This window comes from Streptomyces sp. 7-21, from assembly GCF_016741785.1.
Taxonomy (GTDB): Bacteria; Actinomycetota; Actinomycetes; order Streptomycetales; family Streptomycetaceae; genus Streptomyces.
In genome coordinates this window covers 389457-413901 of record NZ_JAERRL010000004.1, presented here as the reverse complement: position 1 = coordinate 413901, position 24445 = coordinate 389457, and the positions used below count along the sequence as shown (strand labels likewise).

The 24445-nt window shown below is 70.7% G+C and carries 21 protein-coding genes and 2 tRNA genes; 3 read left to right on the top strand and 20 right to left on the bottom strand.

Annotation, left to right across the window (positions count from 1 at the left end; genetic code table 11):
* From JK356_RS21740 to JK356_RS07495, 13 genes are all read right to left on the bottom strand, one after another.
* On the bottom strand, positions 1-220 hold a 220-nt coding region (locus tag JK356_RS21740), incomplete at its 3' end, for a hypothetical protein (RefSeq protein ID WP_236670861.1).
* 206 nt (positions 221-426) lie between these two features.
* Positions 427-1218 carry a TIGR03936 family radical SAM-associated protein gene (locus JK356_RS07550; RefSeq protein WP_236670949.1) on the bottom strand — a complete coding sequence of 264 codons (792 nt, stop codon included), beginning with the start codon at positions 1216-1218 and terminating at the stop codon, positions 427-429.
* Between the two features lie 73 nt (positions 1219-1291).
* The gene (locus JK356_RS07545; protein WP_201866766.1) at positions 1292-1861 is read right to left on the bottom strand and encodes a GNAT family N-acetyltransferase; all 570 of its coding nucleotides are present in this window, start codon (positions 1859-1861) and stop codon (positions 1292-1294) included.
* Positions 1858-3795 (bottom strand): TIGR03960 family B12-binding radical SAM protein, encoded by a 1938-nt coding sequence (locus tag JK356_RS07540; RefSeq protein WP_201866765.1) that lies wholly within the window; start codon positions 3793-3795, stop codon positions 1858-1860. Before JK356_RS07540 ends, JK356_RS07545 begins: the two co-directional genes overlap by 4 nt.
* An 82-nt stretch (positions 3796-3877) precedes the next feature.
* On the bottom strand, positions 3878-5068 hold the full coding sequence (gene rodA / locus JK356_RS07535) for a rod shape-determining protein RodA (RefSeq protein ID WP_201866764.1): 1191 nt from the start codon (positions 5066-5068) through the stop codon (positions 3878-3880).
* Between the two features lie 7 nt (positions 5069-5075).
* A complete protein-coding gene (mrdA, locus tag JK356_RS07530) occupies positions 5076-7211 on the bottom strand; it encodes a penicillin-binding protein 2 (protein ID WP_201866763.1) in 2136 nt (711 codons plus the stop codon).
* A gap of 25 nt (positions 7212-7236) precedes the next feature.
* Entirely contained in the window at positions 7237-7944 is a 708-nt protein-coding gene (mreD, locus tag JK356_RS07525; protein WP_201866762.1) for a rod shape-determining protein MreD, read from the bottom strand.
* 3 nt (positions 7945-7947) lie between these two features.
* Positions 7948-8955: a rod shape-determining protein MreC gene (gene mreC, locus JK356_RS07520; protein WP_201866761.1), complete on the bottom strand. Its 1008-nt coding sequence runs from the start codon at positions 8953-8955 to the stop codon at positions 7948-7950.
* 117 nt (positions 8956-9072) lie between these two features.
* Positions 9073-10095, bottom strand: coding sequence for a rod shape-determining protein (locus JK356_RS07515; protein ID WP_201866806.1), 1023 nt, complete (start codon positions 10093-10095; stop codon positions 9073-9075).
* Positions 10096-10430: 335 nt separating this feature from the next.
* Entirely contained in the window at positions 10431-10844 is a 414-nt protein-coding gene (gene ndk / locus JK356_RS07510) for a nucleoside-diphosphate kinase (protein WP_201866760.1), read from the bottom strand.
* Positions 10845-10952: 108 nt separating this feature from the next.
* Positions 10953-11288: a DUF4233 domain-containing protein gene (locus JK356_RS07505; RefSeq protein WP_201866759.1), complete on the bottom strand. Its 336-nt coding sequence runs from the start codon at positions 11286-11288 to the stop codon at positions 10953-10955.
* Positions 11288-12814, bottom strand: a complete 1527-nt coding sequence (locus JK356_RS07500) for a folylpolyglutamate synthase/dihydrofolate synthase family protein (protein WP_201866758.1) — start codon at positions 12812-12814, stop codon at positions 11288-11290. The genes JK356_RS07505 and JK356_RS07500 overlap by 1 nt, the downstream gene beginning before the upstream one ends.
* A 55-nt stretch (positions 12815-12869) precedes the next feature.
* The gene (locus JK356_RS07495; RefSeq protein WP_201866757.1) at positions 12870-15512 is read right to left on the bottom strand and encodes a valine--tRNA ligase; all 2643 of its coding nucleotides are present in this window, start codon (positions 15510-15512) and stop codon (positions 12870-12872) included.
* Between the two features lie 185 nt (positions 15513-15697).
* Between JK356_RS07495 and JK356_RS07490 the strand changes: the two genes are divergently transcribed.
* Positions 15698-16822, top strand: a complete 1125-nt coding sequence (locus tag JK356_RS07490) for a hypothetical protein (protein WP_201866756.1) — start codon at positions 15698-15700, stop codon at positions 16820-16822.
* A gap of 122 nt (positions 16823-16944) precedes the next feature.
* Here JK356_RS07490 and clpX read toward each other — a convergent pair whose 3' ends face one another.
* The 5 genes from clpX to JK356_RS07465 form a co-directional block, all read right to left on the bottom strand.
* Positions 16945-18246: an ATP-dependent Clp protease ATP-binding subunit ClpX gene (gene clpX, locus JK356_RS07485; protein ID WP_201866755.1), complete on the bottom strand. Its 1302-nt coding sequence runs from the start codon at positions 18244-18246 to the stop codon at positions 16945-16947.
* A gap of 155 nt (positions 18247-18401) precedes the next feature.
* Positions 18402-19049 carry an ATP-dependent Clp protease proteolytic subunit gene (locus JK356_RS07480; protein WP_201866754.1) on the bottom strand — a complete coding sequence of 216 codons (648 nt, stop codon included), beginning with the start codon at positions 19047-19049 and terminating at the stop codon, positions 18402-18404.
* A gap of 64 nt (positions 19050-19113) precedes the next feature.
* Positions 19114-19719 (bottom strand): ATP-dependent Clp protease proteolytic subunit, encoded by a 606-nt coding sequence (locus tag JK356_RS07475; protein WP_201866805.1) that lies wholly within the window; start codon positions 19717-19719, stop codon positions 19114-19116.
* Between the two features lie 151 nt (positions 19720-19870).
* Positions 19871-21304, bottom strand: coding sequence for a trigger factor (gene tig, locus JK356_RS07470; RefSeq protein WP_201866753.1), 1434 nt, complete (start codon positions 21302-21304; stop codon positions 19871-19873).
* 110 nt (positions 21305-21414) lie between these two features.
* Positions 21415-21488 (bottom strand) — tRNA-Pro (locus JK356_RS07465).
* Positions 21489-21629: 141 nt separating this feature from the next.
* Here JK356_RS07465 and JK356_RS07460 point away from each other — a divergent pair.
* A tRNA-Gly gene (locus tag JK356_RS07460) sits at positions 21630-21700 on the top strand.
* Positions 21701-21778: 78 nt separating this feature from the next.
* Here the strand turns inward: JK356_RS07460 and JK356_RS07455 are convergent.
* Positions 21779-22000 carry a hypothetical protein gene (locus JK356_RS07455; protein WP_201866752.1) on the bottom strand — a complete coding sequence of 74 codons (222 nt, stop codon included), beginning with the start codon at positions 21998-22000 and terminating at the stop codon, positions 21779-21781.
* Positions 22001-22519: 519 nt separating this feature from the next.
* On the opposite strand from JK356_RS07455, the gene JK356_RS07450 reads away from it, so the two are divergent.
* Entirely contained in the window at positions 22520-23677 is a 1158-nt protein-coding gene (locus JK356_RS07450) for an acyltransferase family protein (RefSeq protein WP_201866751.1), read from the top strand.
* 50 nt (positions 23678-23727) lie between these two features.
* On the opposite strand, the gene JK356_RS07445 is transcribed toward JK356_RS07450, so the two are convergent.
* On the bottom strand, positions 23728-24432 hold the full coding sequence (locus JK356_RS07445) for a M23 family metallopeptidase (protein ID WP_201866750.1): 705 nt from the start codon (positions 24430-24432) through the stop codon (positions 23728-23730).
* Positions 24433-24445: the final 13 nt, after the last annotated feature.

Below are 24445 nucleotides of genomic sequence, written 5' to 3'. Positions count from 1 at the left end.
TGCTCTGCGTGTCCGGGGCACTCTCCGTGCCTTCCGCGCTCCCGGCAGTGGTCGTCCCGCTGGCGCGCGTGACCCGGCGCCGGGTCCGCGCCGGGCGGGAGGCCGTGGCCTCGTCACCGGCCGCGCCGGCGGGTGTGGTCTCGCTGGTTGGCGATGTGCTGGTGCTGTTCTCGACGCGTTCCGCGCCGTCCGCTCCCGCGGACTCGTTGGGCTCGTGCATGCGGGCGGTTCTCCCGTCACGCTCCCGGGCGCCGCGCCTTAGCCTGTGGCGGCGGGCGCCGCTCGGGAGCTGTCGTATCGCTCACCGGTTCCGGACCGTCGGGATCCGGCTACGGCGAAAGTCATCTGGCCGGTGCGCCTGCCGGAACAGCCGGACCCGAGTGGCTCCCTGGCACCTGGCGGTTCGGCGGCGCAGCAACGGCGTCGCTATCCGGCGATCTCCGGCACCGCCGCGGTCCGCTGGGCAGCGTCGCGGTCGGGCGCGAACGGATCGGTCACCGTGCCGGTCTCCTCATCGAGCGGCCCCTGCGCCAGCCTGGTCACCGCTGCGGGGACCGGCGGCGCCAGGTCGGCCGTTGCGCGGAGACCGGACAGGACGTCGTCGGGTCGTACGGCAGGTGTGAGATGCCGTACTACCAGGCGCAGTATCGCACAGGGGCGCGGCGCGGGCCCATCGGACCCGCCAGCCCGGCTCTCCAGGGCCACCACCGCCGCCCGCGCGTCGAAGGTGCGCACGCCCTTCTTCGTCTGGCGGCTCACCTCCACCGTGTCCGCCGCGAGGAACGCCTTCACCGCCAGCGCCGCCTCGTCCGGCTCGACGCCGTCCAGCCGCAGCTCCCACACGGAAGCGGCGAGGCGGTCGGCGAAGTCGGACACGCGGGCCTCGACAGCGTCGGTGATGTCCAGCCCGGCGGGGAGTGACTCGTCGAGCCTGGCTCTGAGCTCCTCGGGGTCCCGGCGCTCGCTCAGGGCGATCTCCAGGTACTCGGCCTCACTGGCGGTCCCCGTCGGTGCGGCGTTCGCGTAGGAGACGCGGGGGTGCGGAGTGAAGCCGGCCGAGTACGCCATGGGCACGGCGGCTCGTCGCAGCGCCCTTTCGAAAGCGCGCTGGAAATCGCGGTGGCTCGTGAACCGCAGGCGACCCCGCTTCGCGTACCGCAGCCGGACACGCTGCGCCACGGGTGCGGGTGGTGGTCCTGCCGGCTGTCGCTTGCCCAGTGTCTTTTCCGTCCTTCTGTGTGCCTGAATACTCGCAGGAGCCCGGCATAGCGGGCCGTTGCCTCCGTCCAGGTTACGCGGCAGCGGTGTCAATCCAGAAGCGGAGCCGTTCTCCGCGCTGGTCCTCGAAGACGCCGCCGCACTTCTCGATCACCCGGCGCGAGGCGATGTTGGTGTCGTCGCAGGTGAGCAGGACCCGGTCCAGGCCCAGGGCGCGGGCGTGCGGCAGAGCGGCGCGCAGCATGGCCGTGGCGTGGCCCCGGCGGCGGGCGGAGGGCCGCACGTCGTACCCGATGAGCCCGCCCCACTCCAGCAGCCGGGGCGTGAGGCGGTGGCGGATCGACAGCCGCCCCAGGAACGTGTCCCCGCTGACCCACCACAGCTCGGTCGACGGCACGAACCCGGCCGGGCGCGGAGTCTCCTCGCGGGCGTCGGCCGCCAGGTGCGCAAGGTACGCGGCGAACCCGGCGGGCTCGTGCCAGTGCGCGCCGAAGCTGCGGATGGCACGGCCGAGCATCGACTCGTCCCCGGGCTGGCCGCGGTCCTCCGCACGGAACTCCGCGATGGCCTCCAGGAACGAGCCGTGGACCGCGGCCGTGGGCGCGACGAGCTGAGGCGCCGCGCCGCCGCCTGGCCCGCTCATCCGGCCTCTTCCCTGACCACGCTCAGGGGCAGCAGCTTCCTGCCCGTCGGCCCGATCTGGATGGACGTGTCCATCTGCGGGCAGACGCCGCAGTCGAAGCACGGGTTCCAGCGGCAGTCCTCGACCTCGGTCTCGTCGAGAGCGTCCTGCCAGTCCTCCCAGAGCCAGTCCTTGTCGAGCCCCGAGTCGATGTGGTCCCACGGCAGGACCTCCTCGTAGGTCCGCTCGCGCGTGGTGTACCAGTCGACGTCCACGCCGTAGGGCGCCAGCGCGCGCTCGGCACAGGCCATCCACTGCTCGTAGGAGAAATACTCGCGCCAGCCGTCGAAGCGGCCGCCGTCCTCGTAAACGGCGCGGATCACGTCGCCGACCCTGCGGTCGCCCCGCGAGAGCAGGCCCTCGACGATGCCGGGCTTGCCGTCGTGGTAGCGGAAGCCGATGGAACGGCCGTAGCGCTTGTCGGCCCTGATCTTGTCCCGCAGCTTGGCGAGCCGGGCGTCGGTCTCCTCGGCGGACAGCTGCGGCGCCCACTGGAACGGGGTGTGCGGCTTGGGCACGAAGCCGCCGATGGAGACGGTGCAGCGGATGTCGTTGGACCCGGAGACCTCGCGGCCCTTGGCGATGACCTTGGAGGCCATGTCGGCGATCTGGAGGACGTCCTCGTCGGTCTCCGTGGGCAGGCCGCACATGAAGTACAGCTTCACCTGGCGCCAGCCGTTGCCGTAGGCGGTGGCCACGGTGCGGATCAGGTCCTCCTCGGTGACCATCTTGTTGATCACCTTGCGGATGCGCTCGCTGCCGCCCTCGGGAGCGAACGTCAGGCCGGAGCGGCGCCCGTTGCGGGTCAGCTCGTTGGCCAGGTCGATGTTGAACGCGTCCACGCGGGTCGACGGCAGCGACAGCCCGACCTTCTCGTTCTCGTACCGGTCGGCCAGGCCCTTGGCGATGTCGCCGATCTCGCTGTGGTCGGCCGAGGAGAGCGACAGCAGGCCCACCTCCTCGAAGCCGGTGGCGCGCAGCCCTCGCTCGACCATCTCGCCGATGCCGGTGATCGACCGTTCCCTGACCGGGCGGGTGATCATGCCGGCCTGGCAGAAGCGGCACCCGCGCGTGCAGCCGCGGAAGATCTCCACGGACATCCGCTCGTGCACGGACTCGGCCAGCGGCACCAGCGGCTTCTTCGGGTACGGCCACTCGTCGAGGTCCATGACGGTGTGCTTGGCCACCCGCCACGGCACGCCCGACCGGTTGGGCACCACGCGGGCGATCCGGCCGTCCGGCAGGTACTCCACGTCGTAGAAGCCTGGCACGTACACGCCGCCGGTCTTCGCCAGCCGCAGCAGCAGCTCCTCGCGGCCGCCGGGCCGCCCCTCGCGCTTCCACGCCCGGATCAGCTCGGTGATCTCCAGCACCGCCTGCTCCCCGTCGCCGATGACGGCGCAGTCGATGAAGTCAGCGATGGGCTCTGGGTTGAAGGCCGCGTGCCCGCCCGCCATGACCAGCGGGTGCTCGTCGGTGCGGTCGCTGGCCAGCAGCGGGATGCCGGACAGGTCGAGCGCGGCGAGGAGGTTCGTGTAGCCCAGCTCGGTGGCGAACGAGACGCCGAGCACGTCGAACGCGCCGACCGGGCGGTGCGCGTCCACGGTGAACTGCGGGACGCCGTGCCCCCGCATCAGCTTCTCCAGGTCCGGCCAGACGCTGTAGGTGCGCTCGGCCAGCACGCCCTCGCGTTCGTTGAGCACCTCGTAGAGGATCATGACGCCCTGGTTCGGCAGGCCGACCTCGTAGGCGTCCGGGTACATCAGCGCCCAGCGGACATCGCAGGCGTCCCAGTCCTTGACCGTGGAGTTCAGCTCGCCGCCGACGTACTGGATCGGCTTCTGGACGTGCGCCAGCAGCGGTTCGAGGCGCGGGAAGACCGATTCGACAGGCATCTTGATCTCTCGTGATCTTTCCGGGGCTGTGTGGTGCGAAAGGCGTAAGAGTCCCCAGCCTACTGCCTCACTGGCCCACCCGTTACGCGGACAGGGGCCGCTTCATCCGCACCGACTGCAGCAGCCCTATGGCGATCCAGGCCGCGAACATCGATGTGCCGCCGTACGACAGGAACGGCAGCGGCACCCCCGCCACCGGCATGATGCCGAGCGCCATGCCGATGTTCTCGAAGCTCTGGAACGCGAACCAGGCGACGACGCCGGCGGCGATGATCGTGCTGTACAGATCGCTGGCGCCGCGCGCGATGCGCAGCGCCCGCCACAACAGCACTCCGACCAGCACGATTATCCCGCCGGCGCCGACGAACCCCAGCTCCTCGCCCGCGACGGTGAAGATGAAGTCGGTCTGCTGCTCGGGCACGAACTGCCCGGTCGTCTGGGTGCCCTGGAACAGCCCGGTGCCGAACAGCCCGCCGGAGCCGATCGCGATCTGCGCCTGGCTGGTGTTGTACCCCGCGCCCGCCGGGTCGAGGTCGGGGTTGACGAACGCCCCGAAGCGGTCGAGCTGGTACTGGTCGAGGATGCCGAGCGCCCACACCAGCACCGCCGCGGCCACCCCGGCCAGGATCAGCCCGATCGACCACCGCAGGTCGGCGCCCGAGGCGAGCAGCACGCCGATGATGATGACACTCATCACCATGGCCATGCCCATGTCGTCGATGACCACGATGCCCAGCGGCACGAACGCCAGCGCCAGCGCCTGGAGTATGGCGCGGCTGCCGGGGTGCTCACGGTCGCCCGCGTCGACCTGGGCGGCGAGGATCATCGCCATGCCCAGGATGACCGCGACCTTGGCGAACTCGGCCGGCTGGATGGTGTAGCCGCCGATCGCCAGCCAGGCGCGCTGGCCGTTGATGACCGTGCCGAGCGGGGTGAAGATCAGCAGTATCCCGGCGACGGAGGCGGCGTACACCAGCGGCACGGCGCTGCGCAGCCGGTCGTGCCCCAGCCACATCACGCCGGCCGCCAGCGCCAGGCCGATGGCGAGGTTGATGAGCTGGCGGACCAGGAAGTACTGGGGGTCGCCGTTGTTGATGTCGGTGCGGTTGCGGGTGGCCGACCACACCAGCAGGCAGCCCAGGACGGACAGCGCCAGGGCAACCAGCAGCAGCAGCCAGTCCACCCGGCGCACCAGGGAGTCGCGCGCGGTGAGCCGGCGCCACGCCCCGCGGTCACGGGCGGACTGGCTGAGGGTCAGTGTGTGGACGCTCACGGTGTGATCACTGGATCGCTGCGGTGGCGGCGGGGTCGAAGTCCTCGTCGCGCTGGGGAATGATGGTGCCGCTGTCGTCGATCTCGGGGAGATCGCGCTGCGGCTGCGGCAGCAGCGCGGCGTCCTCGTTGATCGAGCCGTCCTCGCCGACGCCGTACAGGGCCTCGTAGATGTTGCGGACGGCGGGGCCCGAGGCGCCGGAGCCGGTGCCCGCCTGGGAGATGGTCATCACGACCGTGTAGTCCTCGGAGAAGGTCGCGAGCCAGGAGTCGGTCTGCTGGTCCCCGTAGCCCTCGGCGGTGCCGGTCTTGGCGTGCAGCGGGATCTCGTCCTGCGGCCAGCCGGCGAACCGCCAGGAGGCGCTGCCGGTGGTGATCACGCTCTCGGTCGCGGCCTGGAGGTTCGCGAGCGTGCCGTCGTCGGCCGGGATCCGGCCGTTGACCTGGGGCTCGATCTCCTCCACGTGCTGGCCGTCGGGGCTGACGATGGCCTTGCCGACGGTCGGCTGGTAGAGGGTGCCGCCGTTGGCGATCGCGGCGTAGATGGAGGCCATCTGGATCGGGGTCACCAGCACGTCGCCCTGGCCGATGGAGAAGTTGAGCATGTCACCGGCGCGCACCCGCATGCCCTCGGTGCAGTTCTCCCGGGCGAGCTGGGCCTCGAAGTCGTCGCGGTCGGACTCGGCCAGCTCGCACCAGGCGTCCTCGTTGGCCTCCCAGTACTCCTGCTTCCACTGCCGGTCGGGGATCCGGCCGCTGGCCTCGTCGGGCAGGTCGATGCCGGTGGGCTCGCCGAGGCCGAAGTCGTGCGCCGTGTTGAAGAGCCAGTCGTCGGGGTTGTCCCCGGGGTTCATGCCGCCGTCGCGCTGCCACTCCTGGTGGGCGATGCGGTAGAAGACGGTGTTGCAGGAGACCTCCAGGGCCCGGCCCAGGTCGATCGGGCCGTACGCCTGGGACTCGAAGTTGTCGAAGGTCTGCTCGCCGATGCTGTAGGACGACGAGCAGTTGTAGTTGCCGTCCCAGTCGTACCCGGCGTTGACCGCGGCGGTCGCGCTGACCACCTTGAACGTCGAGCCGGGCGGGCCCTGCCCCTGGATGGCGCGGTTGAGCAGGGGATCGTTGGCGTCCTCGTCGGTCAGCCGCGCGTACTCGCTGCTGGAGATGCCGCCGACCCAGACGTTCGGGTCGTAGGCGGGGTAGGAGGCCATCCCGATGACGCGGCCGGTGTCGTTCTCGATGACGACAGCGGCACCGGAGTCGGCCTCGTAGTTCCGCCCGGTGATGCTGTCGTGCTCCTGGCGCGCGCGCTCGATGGCGTTCTCCAGCTCCTGCTCGACGACCGCCTGCACGCGGGCGTCGATGCTGGTGATGACGGTCGACCCGGCCCGCGCCTCCTCGCTGAGCGACTCGTCGAGGACGCGGCCGAACTTGTCCACCGCGTACTCGGTGACGCCCGAGGAGCCGCGCAGGTACTCGTCGTAGCTGCGCTCCAGCCCGGAGCGGCCGATCTGGTCGGAACGCAGCAGCGGCGAGTCGGTCTCCTCGGAGGCGGCGACCTCCTCGTCGGTGACCGGGCCGAGGTACCCGAGCACCTGGGCGGCGTTCGCGCCGTACGGCGAGGGGTAGCGGCGCACGGCCGTCGGCTCAGCGGTGATGCCGGGGAAGTCCTCGGCGCGCTCCCGGATCTGGAGCGCCTGCTGCGTGGTGGCCTCGTCCGTGATGGGGATCGGCTGGTAGGGCGAACCGTTCCAGCACGGCGGCGGCGTCTCGGAGTCGCACAGCCGCACCGTGTTCATCACGTCCTCGACCTCCATGCCGAGCAGCTCGGCCAGGTCGGTCAGGACCTGCTCGCCGTCGTCCGGCTGGCGCAGCAGCTCGGTGCGGTCGGCCGAGACGACGAGGCGGGTCTCGTTGTCCGCCAGCGGCACGCCGCGCGCGTCCAGGATGGCGCCGCGCACGGCGGGCTGGACGACGCGCTGGACGTGGTTGCCCGCGGCCGCCTCCGCGAACTCGTCCCCCTGCCGGATCTGGAGGTACCACAGCCGCCCCCCGAGGGTGAGCAGCAGGGAGAAGACCAGTATCTGGATGACGACCAGGCGGATCGTGACGCGTGACGTGCGCCCGGTCTCCGGGATATTGCTCATGCGCACCTCCTGGGATCCCGGTCGGTCACAGCCTCTTGATTCCCTTGATACGGCCCGCCCGGCTGCGGGCGGAGCGGCTCAGCAGTGTGGAGCGCGGGCCGCCCGCGGCGCGCCCGTAGCGGCTGCGCCGGGGGGCGCGGGTGCGCAGGCCGGTGCCGGCCCTGGGGAGCCAGCCCGCGCTGCTGTCGCCGCCCGCGGCGGTGCCCGAGGTGTTCTCGCCGGCCAGCGGGTCGCTCTCCAGGCGCCGCGCCAGGCTCATCAGCAGCGGCACCGTGAACGGCGCCAGCAGCAGGTCGTAGATGGTCGCGGTGACCAGCAGCTGGGTCAGGCCGACGTCGCGCGCGACGGTGTCGCCGACGAGGGCGCCGACCCCCGCGTACAGCAGGGTGGAGCTGAGCGCCCCGCCCGCGACGACGAGCATCGGGACGGTGGCCGAACGGTGCTGGCCCGTCTCGGGCTTGGTGAGCCCGGCGGCGTAGCCGATGACGCACAGCACCAGCGCGTAGCGGCCGACGGCGTGGTCGGCGGGGGGCGCGACGTCCGCGAGCAGCCCGGCGAAGAAGCCGGTCAGTGCGCCGCCGACGTGGCCGTAGACGAGCGAGAGCGCCAGCACGGTCAGCAGCAGCACGTCGGGCACGGCACCGGGGAGGTGCAGCCGCGCGAGCACGGTGACCTGGAGGACGAGCGCCACGGCCACGAGCAGGGCCGTGAGCACGGTGCGGGTCAGGCGCATCGGTCAGCTCCTGGTGCTGGCTTGGTCGTCGGTGGCGTCACGCTGGCCGTCCTCACTGGCCTGGCCGTCCTGGCCGTCCGGGTCGTCCCGGCCGTCCTGGTCGTCCTGGCCGCCGCCACCGCGCTCCTGGTCGTTGTCCTCGCGGTCCTCGGGACGCGGCGGCAGCACGGCGTCCCGCGGGTTGTCCCGGGGCGGCTGCACCACGACGCCGACGATGTCCAGCTGCGTGAACGACACGTACGGCCTGACCCGGACCGTCCGCGTCAGGTCGCCGGCGTCGCGGTCGACGCTGACGACCTCGCCCACCGGCACGCCGGGCACGAACGGCCGGTTGTCCTGCGACCCGAAGGTGACCATGCGGTCGCCCTGGCGCACCTGCGCCTGGTGGTTGAGCAGCTGCACGTCGAGCGCGTTGTCGCCGCGGCCGGTGGCGAAGCCGATCTCCTCCGAACCCTCCAGGCGGGTGCCGACGGTGAAGCTGGGGTCGCTGGCCAGCAGCACCGTGGAGGTGCTGGGCCCCACGGTGGTGACGCGGCCGACGAGCCCGTCACCGTTGAGCACGGTCATGTCGCGCTCGATGCCGTCATCGCTGCCGACGTCGATCGTCGCCGTCCAGGAGAAGCCCTGGGTGGCGCCGATCGCGATGACCTGCGCGCCGACGATCGTGTACTGCCCGGCGCCGGCGGTGCCCAGCAGCTCCTCGACCTGCTCGGCGCGGGCGTCCCGGTGGGCCTCGCTGCCGAGCTGCTGCCGCAGCTCGGCGTTCTCCCGCTCCAGCTGCGTGATCCGGTCGTGCCGGTCGCCCGACTCACGCACCGCCTCTATGGCGTTGGCCACCGGGTCAACGACGGAGGCCACGCTCTCCTGCACGGGGCCGAAGACCGACGCCGCGACCTCGCGGGGCCCGTCGAGCGGGGAGTCCTCGCCGCTGCGCATGTCCACGGTGATGAGCGCGAAGGCGACGCAGATCAGCAGAACGAGAAGCAGCCGGCTCTCTCGTGTGTCCCTCACTCAGCGGCCGTGCCTTTCTGGATCGGTGCGTGGTGCGGTCAGTTGGTCAACGGTCCACCGCGCGGCTGAGTGTCCGCCTCGCGGTGGACCGCCGGGTACGCCCCTGGTCTGCCGGGGCTACCTGCTGGGCTGCGCGTCCAGGACCTGCTGGAGCGCCTCGAACTCCTCCACGCACTTGCCGGAGCCCAGGGCCACGGAGTCCAGCGGGTTCTCCGCGATGTGGATCGGCATCCCGGTCTCGCGGCGCAGCCGCTCGTCGAGACCGCGCAGCAGCGCGCCGCCGCCGGTCAGCACGATGCCGCGGTCCATCACGTCGCCGGACAGCTCGGGCGGGCACTTGTCCAGTGTGGTCTTCACAGCGTCGACGATGGCGTTGACCGGCTCCTCCATCGCCTTGCGCACCTCGGCCGCGGAGATGACGACCGTCTTCGGCAGGCCGCTGACGAGGTCCCGGCCGCGGATCTCGGTGTTCTCGTCCACCTCGGTGCTCTCGAAGGCCGAACCGATCGTGATCTTGATGTGCTCCGCGGTGCGCTCACCGAGCAGGAGGCTGTACTCCTTCTTGATGTGCTGGATGATGGCGTTGTCCAGCTCATCGCCGGCGACGCGGATCGACTGCGCGGTGACGATGCCGCCCAGGGAGATGACCGCGACCTCCGTGGTGCCGCCGCCGATGTCCACCACCATGTTGCCCGTGGCCTCGTGCACGGGCAGGCCCGAGCCGATCGCGGCGGCCATCGGCTCCTCGATGATGTGCACCTGGCGCGCGCCCGCCTGCGTGGAGGCCTCGATGACGGCCCGGCGCTCCACCCCGGTGATCCCCGAGGGCACGCAGATGACCACCCGCGGTCTCGCCAGATAACGGCGCTTGTGGATCTTAAGGATGAAGTAGCGGAGCATCCGCTCGGTGATCTCGAAGTCGGCGATGACGCCGTCCTTGAGAGGGCGCACAGCGACGATGTTGCCCGGGGTGCGGCCGATCATCTTCTTCGCTTCCGCGCCGACCGCGAGAATGCCGCCGGTGTTGGTGTTGATAGCGACGACGGACGGCTCGTTGAGGACGATCCCACGACCCCTGACGTACACCAGCGTATTGGCCGTCCCGAGGTCGACTGCCATGTCACGGCCGATGAACGACATACTGTTCGCCATAGAGATACATGGGCCTTCCAGAGCGATATGTGCGGAGAGGTCGGCAGGGCGTGCGATGAAACCTAAGGCGCCTCCCGCTCCCAGCCAGCAGGACTGAGGGCTGCCCCGTGACGAGGGCGGGGGCGGCACAGCCATCGTATCCGCGGCCAGACGGACACGGCGCGCCGGAGCGCCGGTTTCGCCATTGTCCGCGGAACCTGTCCCGCCCTCCATCGTGGGGACGTCGCGTTCGGGTGATGAGTTCCTCCGTCCGACTGTACATACCGGTACGGATCACAGGGCGCTTGACGCGCCTCACCCGGACGAGGGGCGCTGACGGCATTTCAGTAACGGCCGGGGAAGAAGATGTCGAGCTCGCGGGCGGCCGATTCCTCGGAATCGGAGGCGTGGATCAGGTTCTCCCGCACGACGGTGCCGAAGTCACCGCGGATCGAACCGGGGGCGGCGGTGACCGGGTCCGTCGTTCCGGCCAGAACGCGCATGCCCTCGATGACACGCTCGCCCTCGACGGCCATGACGACGCTCGGCCCCGAACTCATGAACTCGAGCAGGGGCTCGTAGAACGGCTTGCCCTCGTGCTCCGCGTAGTGCGCCTTGAGGGTGTCGCGGTCCAGCGTGCGCAGTTCGAGCGCGGTGATACGCCACCCGGCCTTCCGCTCGATGCGGCTGGTGATCTCACCGATCAGGCCCCTGCTGACGGCGTCGGGCTTCAGCAGAACAAGGGTGCGCTGGGTCATGACAGGCGGCTCCTGGGGTCGGGGGTCAAGACGAACGCCGAAGCTCCGGGTTCCGGATAAAGCCGCACCCTACCGGGGGCGGCTCACGCGTTCGGCCCCAGGCCGACGTTACGCCGTCTGCGCCGCCCGGGCCGCCTTGATTGCGTCCACCTTCCGGCCGAAATGCACCGAAGCACCCCACAGAGCGGCGAAGCCAGCGCCGAGCACGAACATCGCCGGCAGCACCAGGCCGCTGGCGATCAGCCCGATCTGGAGCACCCACCCCAGCTGCACGCCGCCCGGCCTGCCGATCAGGCCGCACAGCAGCAGGCACAGCGCCATGGCGGTGCCGCTGACGGCCCAGACGGTGCCGGAGGAGACGTCGGTCAGGCGTGTGACGACCAGGGCGGCCAGGCCGATGACGATGAACTCGGTCGCCAGCGTGCTCGCGCAGAGCGTGCGCATCAGCGGCCTCCTCTCAGCAGCAGCCGGGCCTCGCCGGCGGTGATGACCGAGCCGGTGACGAGGACGCCGGCGCCCGCGTACTCGTGCTCCTCTTCGGCCAGCGAGACGGCCGCGTCCAGCGCGTCGTCCAGACGCGGCTCGACCCGCACCCGCTCCTCACCGAAGACCCCGACCGCGAGGGCCGCCAGGGCGTCCGGGTCCATGGCGCGGTGGCTGGCGTTCCGGGTGACCACGACCTCCGTGAACAGCGGTTCGAACGCCTCCAGCAGCCCGGTGGCGTCCTTGTCCGCGCTGGTGCCGACCACGCCGATCAGACGGCTGAAACCGAACGCCTCGGAGACGGCCGACGCGGCGGCGCGGGCCCCGGCCGGGTTGTGCGCCGCGTCCAGGATCACGGTCGGGCTGGTGCGCACCACCTCCAGGCGGGCGGGCGAGGTGACCGAGCCGAACGCCTCCCGCACCACGTCGGCGTCCAGCGCGCGCCCGTCCTGGCCCACGCCGAGGAACGCCTCGACGGCGGCGAGCGCGACGGCCGCGTTGTGCGCCATGTGCTCGCCGTGCAGCGGCAGGAAGACGTCGGGGTACTCGCCGCCCAGGCCCCGCAGCGTCAGCAGCTGGCCGCCGACGGCGATCTCGCGGGAGAGCACGCCGAACTCCAGGCCCTCGCGCGCGACGGTGGCGTCCACCTCGGCCGCCCGCCGCAGCACCACGGCGGCAGCCTCCACCTGCTGCTGCGCGAGGATGACCGTGGCGCCGGGCTTGATGATGCCCGACTTCTCCCCCGCGATCTGCTCGGGCGTCGTGCCCAGCCGGCTGGTGTGGTCCAGGGCGATGGGCGTGATGACGGCGACGCGGCCGTCGATGACGTTGGTCGCGTCCCAGGTGCCGCCCATGCCGACCTCGACCACGGCGGCGTCCACGGGCGCGTCCGCGAAGGCCGCGTACGCCATGCCCGTGAGCACCTCGAAGAACGACAGCCGGTACTCCTGCTGCGCGTCCACCAGCTCGAGATATGGCTTGATCTCGTGGTACAGCTCGACGAACCGCTCCGCCGGCACCGGGGAGCCGTCCAGGCTGATGCGCTCGGTGATCGACTGGACGTGCGGACTGCTGTAGCGCCCGGTGCGCAGCTCCAGGGCGGCGAGCAGCGCGTCGATCATGCGCGCGGTGCTCGTCTTGCCGTTGGTGCCGGTGACGTGGATCGCGGGATAGGCCCGCTGCGGCTCCCCGAGCACGTCCATCAGCGCCTCGATGCGGACCACCGAGGGGTCGAGCTTGGTCTCGCCCCAGCGCTGCGCCAGCTCGGCCTCCACCTCCCGCAGCGCCTGGTCGGTCGCGGGATCGGCGGGCCGGCCCGGCAGGTCGTCCGGGCGGCGGGCACCGGTCTGGGTACGCAGCGTCCGGCTGCCGGCCTCGATGGCCGCGAGGTCGGGATCACGCCCGCTCTCGACGCTGACGATCTCCTCGAACGGGTCCTCGCCCCGGCCGCCGGGGGCCCCGGGAGTAGGACGGTCGCGCTGTGTCACACGGCCAGTCTACGGAGAACCCAGGCCAAGACCCCGGCGACCCCCGGGCGGCGGCTCAGCCCGGAAGGCGCTCGAGCTGCGCGGTGATGCGGGCGATGTCCGCCTCGGCGGTCTCGCGCCGGGTGCGGATCTTGGCGACCACGTGCTCGGGCGCCTTGGCGAGGAACGCGTCGTTCTGGAGCTTCGCGGTGGTCTGGGCCAGCTCCTTCTCGGCCGCGGCGAGGTCCTTGGACAGCCGCTTGCGCTCCGCTTCGACGTCGATGGCCCCGGAGAGGTCGAGCGCGACGCTCACGCCCGCCACCGGCAGCGTGGCCGTGGCGGAGAAGTCCTCGCCCGGCTCGGTCAGCCGCAGCAGGGCGCGGACGGCCTTCTCGTGGGCGGCCAGCGGGGTGTCCGCCAGGTCGAGGCGGGCGGGCACGCGCTGACCCGGCTGGAGCCCCTGGTCGGCGCGGAACCGGCGCACCTCGGTGACCAGGCGCTGCACGTCGGCGAGTTCGCGCTCGGCGGCGGCGTCACGGAAGCCGGAGTCCTGGGGCCAGTCCGCGATGACGACGGACTCGCCGCCGGTCAGCGTGGTCCACAGCGCCTCGGTGACGAACGGCATCAGCGGGTGGAGCAGCCGCAGCGTGACGTCGAGGACCTCGCCGAGCACGCGGCGGGAGACCTCGGCGGCCCGCTCGCCGCCGGGCGCCTCGCCGGCGAAGGTGCTCTTGGTCAGCTCGACGTACCAGTCGAAGACCTCGTCCCAGGCGAAGTGGAAGAGCGTGTCGCTCAGCTTCGCGAACTGGTAGTCCTCGTAGTACGCGTCGGCCTCGGCGATGACCGCGTTGAGGCGGGAGAGGATCCACCGGTCGGCGGCGGACATCTCCTCGGCGGGCGGCAGCGGGCCGGCGACCGTGGCGCCGTTGAGCAGCGCGAACCGCGTGGCGTTCCAGACCTTGTTGGCGAAGTTGCGCGAGGCCTGGACCCAGTCCTCGCCGACCGGCACGTCCACGCCGGGGTTGGCGCCGCGCGCCAGGGTGAAGCGGACGGCGTCGGCGCCGTAGGCGTCCATCCACTCCAGCGGGTCGACGACGTTGCCGAACGACCGGGACATCTTCTTGCCGTACTGGTCGCGGACCATGCCGTGCAGGGCGATGGTGTGGAACGGCTGCACCCCGTCCATGGCGTACAGACCGAACATCATCATCCGGGCGACCCAGAAGAAGAGGATGTCGTAGCCGGTGACCAGCACGGAGTTCGGGTAGAACTTCGCGAGGCTGTCGGTCTTGTCCGGCCAGCCCAGCGTCGAGAACGGCCACAGGCCCGACGAGAACCACGTGTCGAGGACGTCGGTCTCCTGGTGCCAGCCCTCGCCCGACGGCGGCTCCTCGTCCGGGCCGACGCAGACGGTCTCGCCGTTGGGCCCGTACCAGACCGGGATCCGGTGCCCCCACCACAGCTGGCGCGAGATGCACCAGTCGTGCATGTTGTCCACCCACTCGAAGTAACGGGTGGTCATTTCCTTGGGGTGGATGGTGACCCGGCCGTCGCGGACGGCGTCGCCGGCGGCCTTGGCCAGCGGGCCGACCTTGACCCACCACTGCATGGACAGCCGCGGCTCGATGGTCGTGCCGCAGCGCGAGCAGTGACCGACGGAGTGGGAGTACGGGCGCTTCTCGGCGACGACGCGGCCCTCGGCACGGAGCGCGGCGACGACGGCGGAACGCGCTTCCAGCCGGTCCAGGCCCTGGAACGGGCCGTGGGCGGTGATCACGGCGTTCTCGTCCATGATCGTCAGCTGCGGCAGGTCGTGCCGACGGCCGATCTCGAAGTCGTTGGGGTCGTGTGCCGGCGTGACCTTGACGGCGCCGGTGCCGAACTCCGGGTCCACGTGCGGGTCGGCGACGACGGGGATGGAGCGGTCGGTCAGCGGCAGCTTGATCTGCCGGCCGACGAGGTGGGCGTACCGCTCGTCGTCCGGGTGGACGGCGACGGCGGTGTCGCCGAGCATCGTCTCGGCGCGGGTGGTCGCCACGACGATCGAGTCCTCGCCGTCGCCGTAGCGGATGGAGACCAGCTCGCCGTCGGTCTCCTCGTACTCCACCTCGATGTCGGAGATCGCGGTCAGGCAGCGCGGGCACCAGTTGATGATGCGCTCGGCGCGGTAGATCAGGCCGTCGTCGTAGAGCCGCTTGAAGATGGTCTGGACGGCGCGGGAGAGGCCCTCGTCCATCGTGAACCGGTCGCGGGACCAGGCGACGCCGTCGCCCAGGCGGCGCATCTGCCCCTGGATCTTGCCGCCGGACTCCGCCTTCCAGCGCCAGACGCGCTCGACGAACGCCTCGCGGCCGAGGTCGTGGCGGGACTTGCCCTCCTTGGCGAGCTGCCGTTCCACCGCGTTCTGCGTGGCGATGCCCGCGTGGTCCATGCCGGGCTGCCACAGCGTCTCGTAGCCCTGCATCCGCTTGCGGCGGGTGAGGGCGTCGATCAGCGTGTGCTCGAAGGCGTGCCCGATGTGGAGGTTCCCGTAGACGTTCGGAGGCGGGATGACGATCGCGTAGGGCTCTTTCTCGCTCTTCGCATCCGCCTCGAAGTAACCACGTTCTACCCAGCGCTCGTACAGCTTTCCCTCTACCTCGGCCGGCGCGTACTGCTTCGGCAGGTCTGCGGGGGCGTCGTGGCGTCCGTTGACGGGCTGCTGGGTGTTCTCGGTCACGGCTCCACAGTGTAGAGGGAGCACCGGCCGGGCCAGAACTCAGTTCTCCGCTGCGGGCCCGGCACGCTCCGCTACTACTTTGTCCCGGTTCCGATGCAGAACGCCGCCCCCGATGTACAGCGCTGATCGCCGTCAGACAGGATGGGCTGAGCATCGGAATGCCGTGTTCGTTGAGGGGAAGCACCATGAGCAACAACCAACCGCCGGGACCCTACGGGCAGCCGCCGCAGGGCCCGCCGCCCGGCGGAGGCCCGAATCCGTACGCCCAGGGCGGCGGTGCCCCCGGTGCCCCCGGTGCCCCCGGTTCCCCTGCGCCCGGCTACGGCTACCCGCAGCAGCCGGGCCAGGCGCCGCCGCCTCCGCCGGGTGCGCCGGCCGGCGCTCCTGGCGCACCGCAGCCCGGTCCGTACGGGCAGCCGCCGTTCGGCGGGGCGCCGGGCCAGCCGCCTGGCCAGGGGGGCAACAAGAACCGCACGACGCTGATCGTGATCGCCTCGATCGTGGCGGTCGCCCTCATCGGTGGCCTCGTCTTCTTCCTGACGAGCGGCGGCGATGACGACGAGAACGACAACGCCCAGGGCGAGAACAGCGAGAACAGCGAAAACAACGAGAACAACCAGAACAACGAGAACAACGGCAACGGCGAGGACAACGCCGGCGACGGCACCGACGAGGGCGCCAACGGCGGCGCGCCGCCCGCCGGCCCGAGCTACGCCCTCTCCTTCCCCCAGCAGTCCGGCGAGTTCCAGCAGATGGCGGAGAGCCCGGGCTTCGGCGAGCCCAGCGACGAGGAGCTGCGGCGGCTCGGCCTGGGAGACGTGGAGAGCGACGAGGCGCAGTACCTCACCTCGGACCCGGGCCGGTTCGCCAATACCGGGATGTGGGATGACGGCTCGGTGCTCTCCGGCGCTCTGGGCCTGTGGGGCCAGATCGACAACCCGGACGCCACCGTGAGCGCGATGTTCGGCCTCGCCGAGGAGCAGCTGGGCCAGGGCATGAACGCCGGTGCTGAGCTGCAGGGCAGCCCCGTCGACCTGTCGGACGGCGAGGTGTCGCTCCAGTGCCAGATCGCCAACGGCACCGAGCCCGACCCGCTGCTGGGCTACGTCCAGGAGACGACCGTGTGCGTCTGGGCCGACCACAGCACCATGGGCATGGTGTACTACTCGCCGCTGCCCGACCTGCCCTCCGACTTCGACCCGATGGATGAGGACCCGCCGACCTTCGTCGCGCCCGATCCCGTCTCGATCGAGCAGGCCGGCGAGTACACGCGCCAGCTGCGGGCCGACTCCCTGGTGAACGCCGGCTGACCCGGCGCACCGCCCAAGGCGGCGTCACAACGCCCTGGGGCCCGCGGCCGCTCGGCGGTCGCGGGCCCCAGGGCGTTTGGGCGAGTGCGTCAGGTGGCCGGCGGCCAGGCGCTGGCCGGATCTCAGGCCGTCTTCTCCTGCGGCGGCACCGAACGCTGCTTGGTCAGGCGGGAGCGGGGCACGAGCGTGGGGTTCACGTTGGACCGGACCACGGCCTCGGTGATGACGACCTGGCCGACGTCCTGGCGGGAGGGGACCTCGTACATCACGGACATCAGCACCTCCTCCATGATCGCCCGCAGCCCCCGCGCTCCCGTGCCGCGCAGGATCGCCTGGTCGGCGATGGCCTCCAGCGCCGGACGGTCGAACTCCAGCTCCACGCCGTCGAGCTCGAAGAGCTTCTGGTACTGCTTCACCAGCGCGTTGCGCGGCTCGACGAGGATGCGCAGCAGCGCCTCGCGGTCGAGGTTGTGCACCGAGGTGATGACGGGGAGACGGCCGATGAACTCCGGGATCATCCCGTACTTCACCAGGTCCTCGGGGAGCGCTTCGGCCAGCAGCTCGGCGCTGTCGCGGTCGCGCTTGGAGCGGATGTCCGCCCCGAAGCCGATGCCGCGGGCGCCGGAGCGGGCGCGGATGATGTCGTCGAGCCCGGCGAAGGCGCCGCCGACGATGAACAGCACGTTGCTGGTGTCGATCTGGAGGAACTCCTGGTGCGGGTGCTTGCGCCCGCCCTGCGGCGGGACGGCCGCCGTCGTGCCCTCCAGGATCTTCAGCAGGGCCTGCTGGACGCCCTCCCCGGAGACGTCCCGGGTGATCGACGGGTTCTCGCTCTTGCGGGCGACCTTGTCGATCTCGTCGATGTAGATGATGCCCTGCTCGGCCTTGCGGATGTCGTAGTCCGCGGCCTGGATGAGCTTCAGGAGGATGTTCTCCACGTCCTCCCCGACGTACCCCGCCTCGGTGAGGGCGGTGGCGTCGGTGATGGCGAAGGGGACGTTGAGCATCTTTGCCAGCGTCTGCGCCAGCAGGGTCTTGCCGGAGCCGGTGGGGCCGAGCAGCAGGATGTTGGACTTGGCGAGCTCGATGTCCTCGTCCCGCTCACGCCCCTGGCCGGCCTCGGCCTCGCTGGCCCGCACCCGTTTGTAGTGGTTGTAGACGGCGACGGAGAGCGCCTTCTTGGCGTCCTCCTGACCGACGACGTAGCTGTCGAGGAAGTCGTAGATCTCGCGCGGCTTCGGCAGCTCACCGAGCTCCGACTCCGGTGACTCCGCGAGCTCCTCCTCGATGATCTCGTTGCAGAGATCGATGCACTCGTCGCAGATGTAGACCCCCGGGCCCGCGATGAGCTTCTTCACCTGTTTCTGGCTCTTGCCGCAGAAAGAGCACTTGAGCAGATCGCCGCCGTCACCGATGCGTGCCACGAGGTGCTTCCCCTTCGCCTGCGCACCGCCGGGGAGACGGTGCCTGGTGCTTGCTGAAGACGACGGTACCTTGTCGCCCCGCCGGATTGGCCCCCCTTAGCGCGAATCCCACCGTGGTGGGCGTTCCACGCCAAGGGGGATGGGCCACGCCGGTATCAGATAGTCGCCGAGCGCGTCGTCACGATCTGGTCCACCAGACCGTAGTCCACGGCCTCCTGGGCGGTGAGGATCTTGTCGCGCTCGATGTCCTGGCGGATCTGCTCGATCGGCTTGTTGGAGTGCTTGGCGAGCATCTCCTCGAGCTGGAGGCGCATCCGCTGCACCTCGTTGGCCGCGATCTCCAGGTCCGAGACCTGGCCGCGGCCGGTCTCGCTGTACGGCTGGTGGATCAGGACGCGGGCGTGGGGAAGCACGGTGCGCTTGCCCGGCGTGCCCGCGGCCAGCAGCACCGCGGCGGCGGAGGCGGCCTGGCCGATGCAGACCGTCTGGATGTCCGGCTTGACGAACTCCATCGTGTCGTAGATGGCCGTCAGCGCGGTGAACGAGCCGCCGGGGCTGTTGATGTACATGGCGATGTCCCGGTCGGGGTCCATCGATTCCAGGCAGATCAGCTGGGCCATCACGTCGTTGGCCGAGGCGTCGTCGATCTGCACGCCGAGGAAGATCACACGCTCCTCGAAGAGCTTCGCGTACGGGTCGTACTCGCGGATGCCCTGGGAGGTGCGCTCGACGAAGCGCGGAACGATGTACCGGGACTCGGCCGGGAGACGGTCGTAGAGGCCGGAGCCGGGAAAGTTGTTCATCGGTGAGTACCGCCTTGGGGTAGGGCTGCGAACAGGGCCGGAACAGGCGCGCCTGGGCGGGGGCTCAGGCGCCCGTGCCGCCGCCGCCCGCGATATCGGCGGCGCTGGTGATGACCTCGTCGATGAGGCCGTAGTCCTTGGCCTCCTCGGCGCTGAACCAGCGGTCGCGGTCCGAGTCCCGCTCCCACTGCTCCAGGGTCTGGCCCGAGTGCATGGCGGACAGCCGCGCCATCTTCCGCTTCGTCCGCAGCAGGTGCTCCGAGTGGATCTTGATGTCCGAAGCGGAGCCCGCCAGTCCGGCCGAGGGCTGGTGGATCAGCACCTCCGCGTTCGGCAGGGCGTACCGCTTGCCCGGAGCCCCCGCGGTCAGCAGGAACTGCCCCATGGAGGCGGCCAGTCCCATGGCGATCGTCACCACGTCGTTCTTGATGTACTGCATGGTGTCGTAGATCGCCATGCCGGCGGTGATGGAACCGCCGGGGCTGTTGATGTAGAGGAAGATGTCCTTGTCCGGTTCCGCGGCGAGCAGGAGCAGCTGCGCCGTGATCCGGTTCGCGATGTCATCGTCTACGGGCTGGCCGAGGAAGATGATCCGCTCGTTGAGCAGCCGGTTGTAGACCTGATCGCCGAGGCTGCCGCCGTTGGTCGGCTCCGCCATGGCGGGGGGCATCGAGAGCGTCACGTGTCCACCTGCTCATTCTCGTAACGGCCGCGGCTTCTCGCCCGGTCGTCGCTTGGCGTCTGCGTTGTATCTAGGGACCCTAACGCGCGGCGCCGACCGGCCCGTCCCGACCAGGGAACTGTTCGCTGTGAGCGCAGGGTCAGGCGCCCGGCTTCTCCTCGCCCCCGGCGGTCTCGTCCGCTCCGGCGTCCGCCCCGGCCCCGGTGCCGGCCTCGTCAGCGCTGGTGCCGTCGCTGCCATCGCCGCCGTCGCTGCCGTCGCCGTCGTCGTCGAGGCTGACCACCTCGCCGTTGCTGTCCTTGACGCTGACCTTGTCGACGATTGACGCGAGCGCCTTGCCGCGGCTGACCTCGCCGACCAGCATCTGGACCTGGCCGCCCTGGACGACGGCCTGCACGAACTGGTCCGGCGACATCCCGACGGAGCGGGCGCGGGCGACCAGGTGCTCGGTGAGCTCCTCCTGGCTGACCGCGATCTTCTCGCGCTTGGCGACCTCGTCGAGCACGAACTGCGTCCGGATGCCCTTCTCGGCCTGCTCCTTCAGCTCCGCCTCGAACTCCTCGGAAGACTGGTCGCGCATCTTCAGGTACGCGTTGAGGTCCATGCCGATCTGGCCGAGCTGGTGGTGGACCAGGTTGTGCTTGCGGGTCTCGATCTCGTCCGCGAGCAGCTTCTCCGGCATCGGGATCTCAGTCCGCTCCAGCAGCGCCTCCAGGACCTTCTCCTGGACCTCGGTGACCTGCTGGTACTTCTTCTGGTCGGTCAGCCGCTTGCGGCTGTCCTCGCGGAGCTCCTCCAGGGTGTCGAACTCGCTGGCGAGCTGCGCGAACTCGTCATCCAGCTCGGGAACCTCGCGCTCGGAGACGTTCTCGACGGTGACGGTGATCTCGGCCTGCTGGCCCTTGGCGGGGCCGTCCTTCAGCTCGGCGGTGAAGGTAGCGCTGCCGCCCGCCTCCAGGCCGGTGACGGCCTCGTCCAGGCCCTCGATCAGCTCGTCGGAGCCGATGGTGTACGTGGCGTTGGGCGGGACCGCACCCTCGGCCTTCTCACCGTTGACGGTGGCGCTCAGCCCGATCCGCACGACGTCGCCCTCGGCGGCGGCGCGCTCGACGACCGTGGTGGAGGCGAAACGCTCGCGCAGCCGCTCGATGCTCTGGTCGACGTCCTCGTCGGTGACCTCGATCGCGTCGACGGTCACCTCGACGTCGGACAGGTCCGGGATCTCGATCTCCGGCCGGACGTCCACCTCGGCGGTGAAGGTCAGCGACTCGTTGTCCTTCAGCTCCGTGATGTCCACCTCGGGCTGACCGAGCGTGCTGAGCTCACCCTCCGCGACCGCCTCGGAATAGAACTTGGGGAGGGCGTCGTTCACCGCCTGCTCCAGGACGGCGCCGCGCCCGAACCGCTGGTCGATGATGCGCGCGGGCACCTTGCCGCGGCGGAAGCCGGGCACCTGGACCTGCTGGTTGATCTTCTTGTACGCCGCGTCGAGGCTGGGCTTGAGCTCCTCGAAGGGCACCTCGACAGTGAGCCGAACCCGGGTGGGGTTCAGGGTCTCCACGGCGCTCTTCACGGTCGGTCTCCTTGGGCTGACATCGGGAGTGAGGTGGCACTGGCGGACACTTGCGCGCGCGGGCACACTGCTGGCGCGCAAGTTTTCACGCGTCCCTCCATCGTACGCAGTCGGGGTGGCCGGATTCGAACCGACGGCCTTCCGCTCCCAAAGCGGACGCGCTACCAAGCTGCGCCACACCCCGTCCGGCTCGCGTCGCGACACGTAGCGTACAGGGCCCCAGGGGGGCATTTCCGGCCGGACCTGTGGGAAAGCCGGGATCGGGACGGCACCCGGGCCGCGGCGTCCCGCTGGTACGATGCGGGTGCGTGCCGCACGGCACCGCGCGGGCGTAGCTCAATGGTAGAGCCCTGGTCTTCCAAACCAGCTACGCGGGTTCGATTCCCGTCGCCCGCTCGCACACGGCCCGGCTCCCGTGGGGAGCCGGGCCGTTTTCCTGTGCCGCAGCGCTCTGGGCGGGGAGGCGGCGGGCCGTCACTGGCCGAGGTCAGTGTCGGTGATGGATTCGTCCACCTCGTTGACTGAGTCCGTGACGGAGTTGAGGAAGTCCTCTATGGGCTCGGCGGCGCCGGTGGAAGCGAGGGTGAAGCCGAAGAGGATGGCCACGATGGCGGGGCCCCACTTGATGGTCCCTCCGCGGATCAGGAAGAAGAGGATCACGCCGAACAGCAGGGTCAGCGAGAACGAGATAACCACAACTGATCACACCTTCGGAAGGTTCGCCACTGCTCCGCCAGGGGCTTGACCACGGCCGCCGCACCCCCGCAGGGACCATCGTGCCATCAACTCCCTGGCCGGGGGAGGGCGGTGGCGCTCGGAGCGGCTGGATCGGCACCCTGCGTACCGAGGTGGTTCGTTACCCGGTCGTTAGCACCCGGACACGCGGAGTAAGCCGAAATCACGTCATTTTCCAGCGGATTCCAGGGGGGCGAGAAATGCGTCACACCCCGCGCCCGCACCGTCCGCGAGGGACGGAGCGCCGGTGCGGGCCACCCACACGAGGGAGCGCACCTGCCACGGCGCATATCTGTACAAACCACGCGACAGACCAGACATGACGGCTGCTTTCGATCACGTCGCGCGCGAGCGGCGCCCCGCCCGGTGATCACCTTCACGCCTCGGTCTCGTTTCACTGGATAAACCTTCATGAAATCCGGGCGCGGATATCGGAGGGTGATTAGCGCCAGGGCAACGACACGCACTATCGTGCGGCCGATGTTGCACGTCCGTAATCAACGAGCCCAGTCGTCCGCGCCCCGGGGCAACGCGGCCGATCCCCCACTGGCGGTCACGGACGGCCCGGCCCGGGTGAAGCCGCGCGACCCGTACTTCGACAACGCGAAGTACCTGGCCATCGTCCTGGTCGCCCTCGGGCACTGCTGGACGCCACTGCGGGACGACTCACGCACCGCAGCCGCCCTGTATCTGTTCGTGTACGCCTTCCACATGCCCGCGTTCATCCTGATCGCCGGCTACTTCTCGCGGACGTTCACGGCACGGCCGGACCAGCTGAAGCGGCTGGTGTCGGGCGTCGCGGTGCCGTACCTGATCTTCGAGGTCGCCTACGTGCTGTTCATGCGGTGGGCCAGCGACTCGGAAACCCCGCCGCTCGAGCCGTTCAGCCTGCTGGACCCGTACTACGTGACGTGGTTCCTGGCCGCGCTGTTCGTGTGGCGGCTGACCTCCCCGCTGTGGCGCATCGTGCGCTGGCCGGTCCCCGTCTCGCTGGCGATCGCCGCCGTCGGGGCGGTCTCCCCGCAGATCGGGGCGGACCTCAACCTCCAGCGGGTGCTTCAGTTCCTGCCCTTCTTCGTCATCGGGCTGCACCTGCGGCGCGAGCACTTCACCTGGCTGTGCCGCCCGGTGGTGCGGGCCGTGTCGGTGCCGGTCTTCCTGGCGGCCCTGGCGTGCGCCTACTGGGCCGTCCCCCGCATGAACCACGCCTGGTTCTACCGCAGCGACGCCGCACAGGAGCTGGCGGCTCCCTGGTGGACGGGGATCCTGATGAGCCTGGCGCTGTTCGGCTGCGGGCTGCTGCTGACGGCCTGCTTCCTGGCGTGGGTGCCGCGCCGGCAGCTGTGGATGACGGCGCTGGGCGCGGGCACGATCTACGGCTACCTGCTCCACGGCTTCATCGCCAAGGCTTCACGCTGGTGGGGCTGGTACGACGCGGAGTGGGTCACCACGCCGGCCGGCGAGGTGGCGGTGACGCTCATGGCCGCGGTGCTCATCACCGCGCTGTGCACGGCGCCGGTGCGGAAGGTCTTCCGGATCGTCATCGAGCCGACCATGGACTGGGCGTTCAAGCCTGACCGGCCCCGGCCGTCGCCGTCCGCCCCGCCGCGGCCCCGGGCGGAGGCGCACGCCGGCTGAGGACGGCCGCGGGGCCGCTGCGCCGGGGCCGCGGGGCCCGCCGGGGCCGGTCAGGCCAGGTGCACGCCGTGGCTGGCGAGGTAGGCCACCGGATCGACGTCCGTGCCGTACTCGGGGCTGGTGCGCACCTCGAAGTGGAGGTGCGGGCCCGTGCTGCGGCCGGTGTCGCCGGATATTCCGACGCGGACGTTCGCGGCCACCGTCTCGCCGGGGGAGACCGAGATCTCCGACAGGTGGGCGTACAGCGTGTAGTGGCCGTCGCTCATGCGCGCGATCACGAGATTGCCGTAGTCCCCCGACTCCCCCGCGAACTCGACCGTGCCGGGGCCGACGGCGCTGACGGGCACGCCGACCGGGGTGGCGAAGTCCACCCCGGTGTGGTAGCCGGCGGCCCAGCTTCCGGGAAGGCCGTAGGGGGCGGAGATCTCGTAGCCGGCCACCGGAGCGGTCCACGCCTCGGCCCGGGTGACGGCCCAGAACGGCAGCGGCACCACGCCGGGCACGGCCGGCGGCTCGAACGGGATGGCGGGTGACGGCGGCGCCGCGCGGCCCGCGACGCTCGAAGGGCTGGACGGGCGGGGCGGCTTGGCGTCCTGCCCCGAGGCGGCGGGAAACGTCGTCCAGGGGCCGGTGAGGACCAGGCTCCCCAGCAGGGCGCAGGTGGCGAGGTGCCGTGCCGCGCGACCGGTCGGAGGGGGGCGGCGCGGGAGCTGACGCCGTGTCACCGCCGGTGGCTGCTTCGTGTCAGCGCTCATGCCCCGAGCCAAC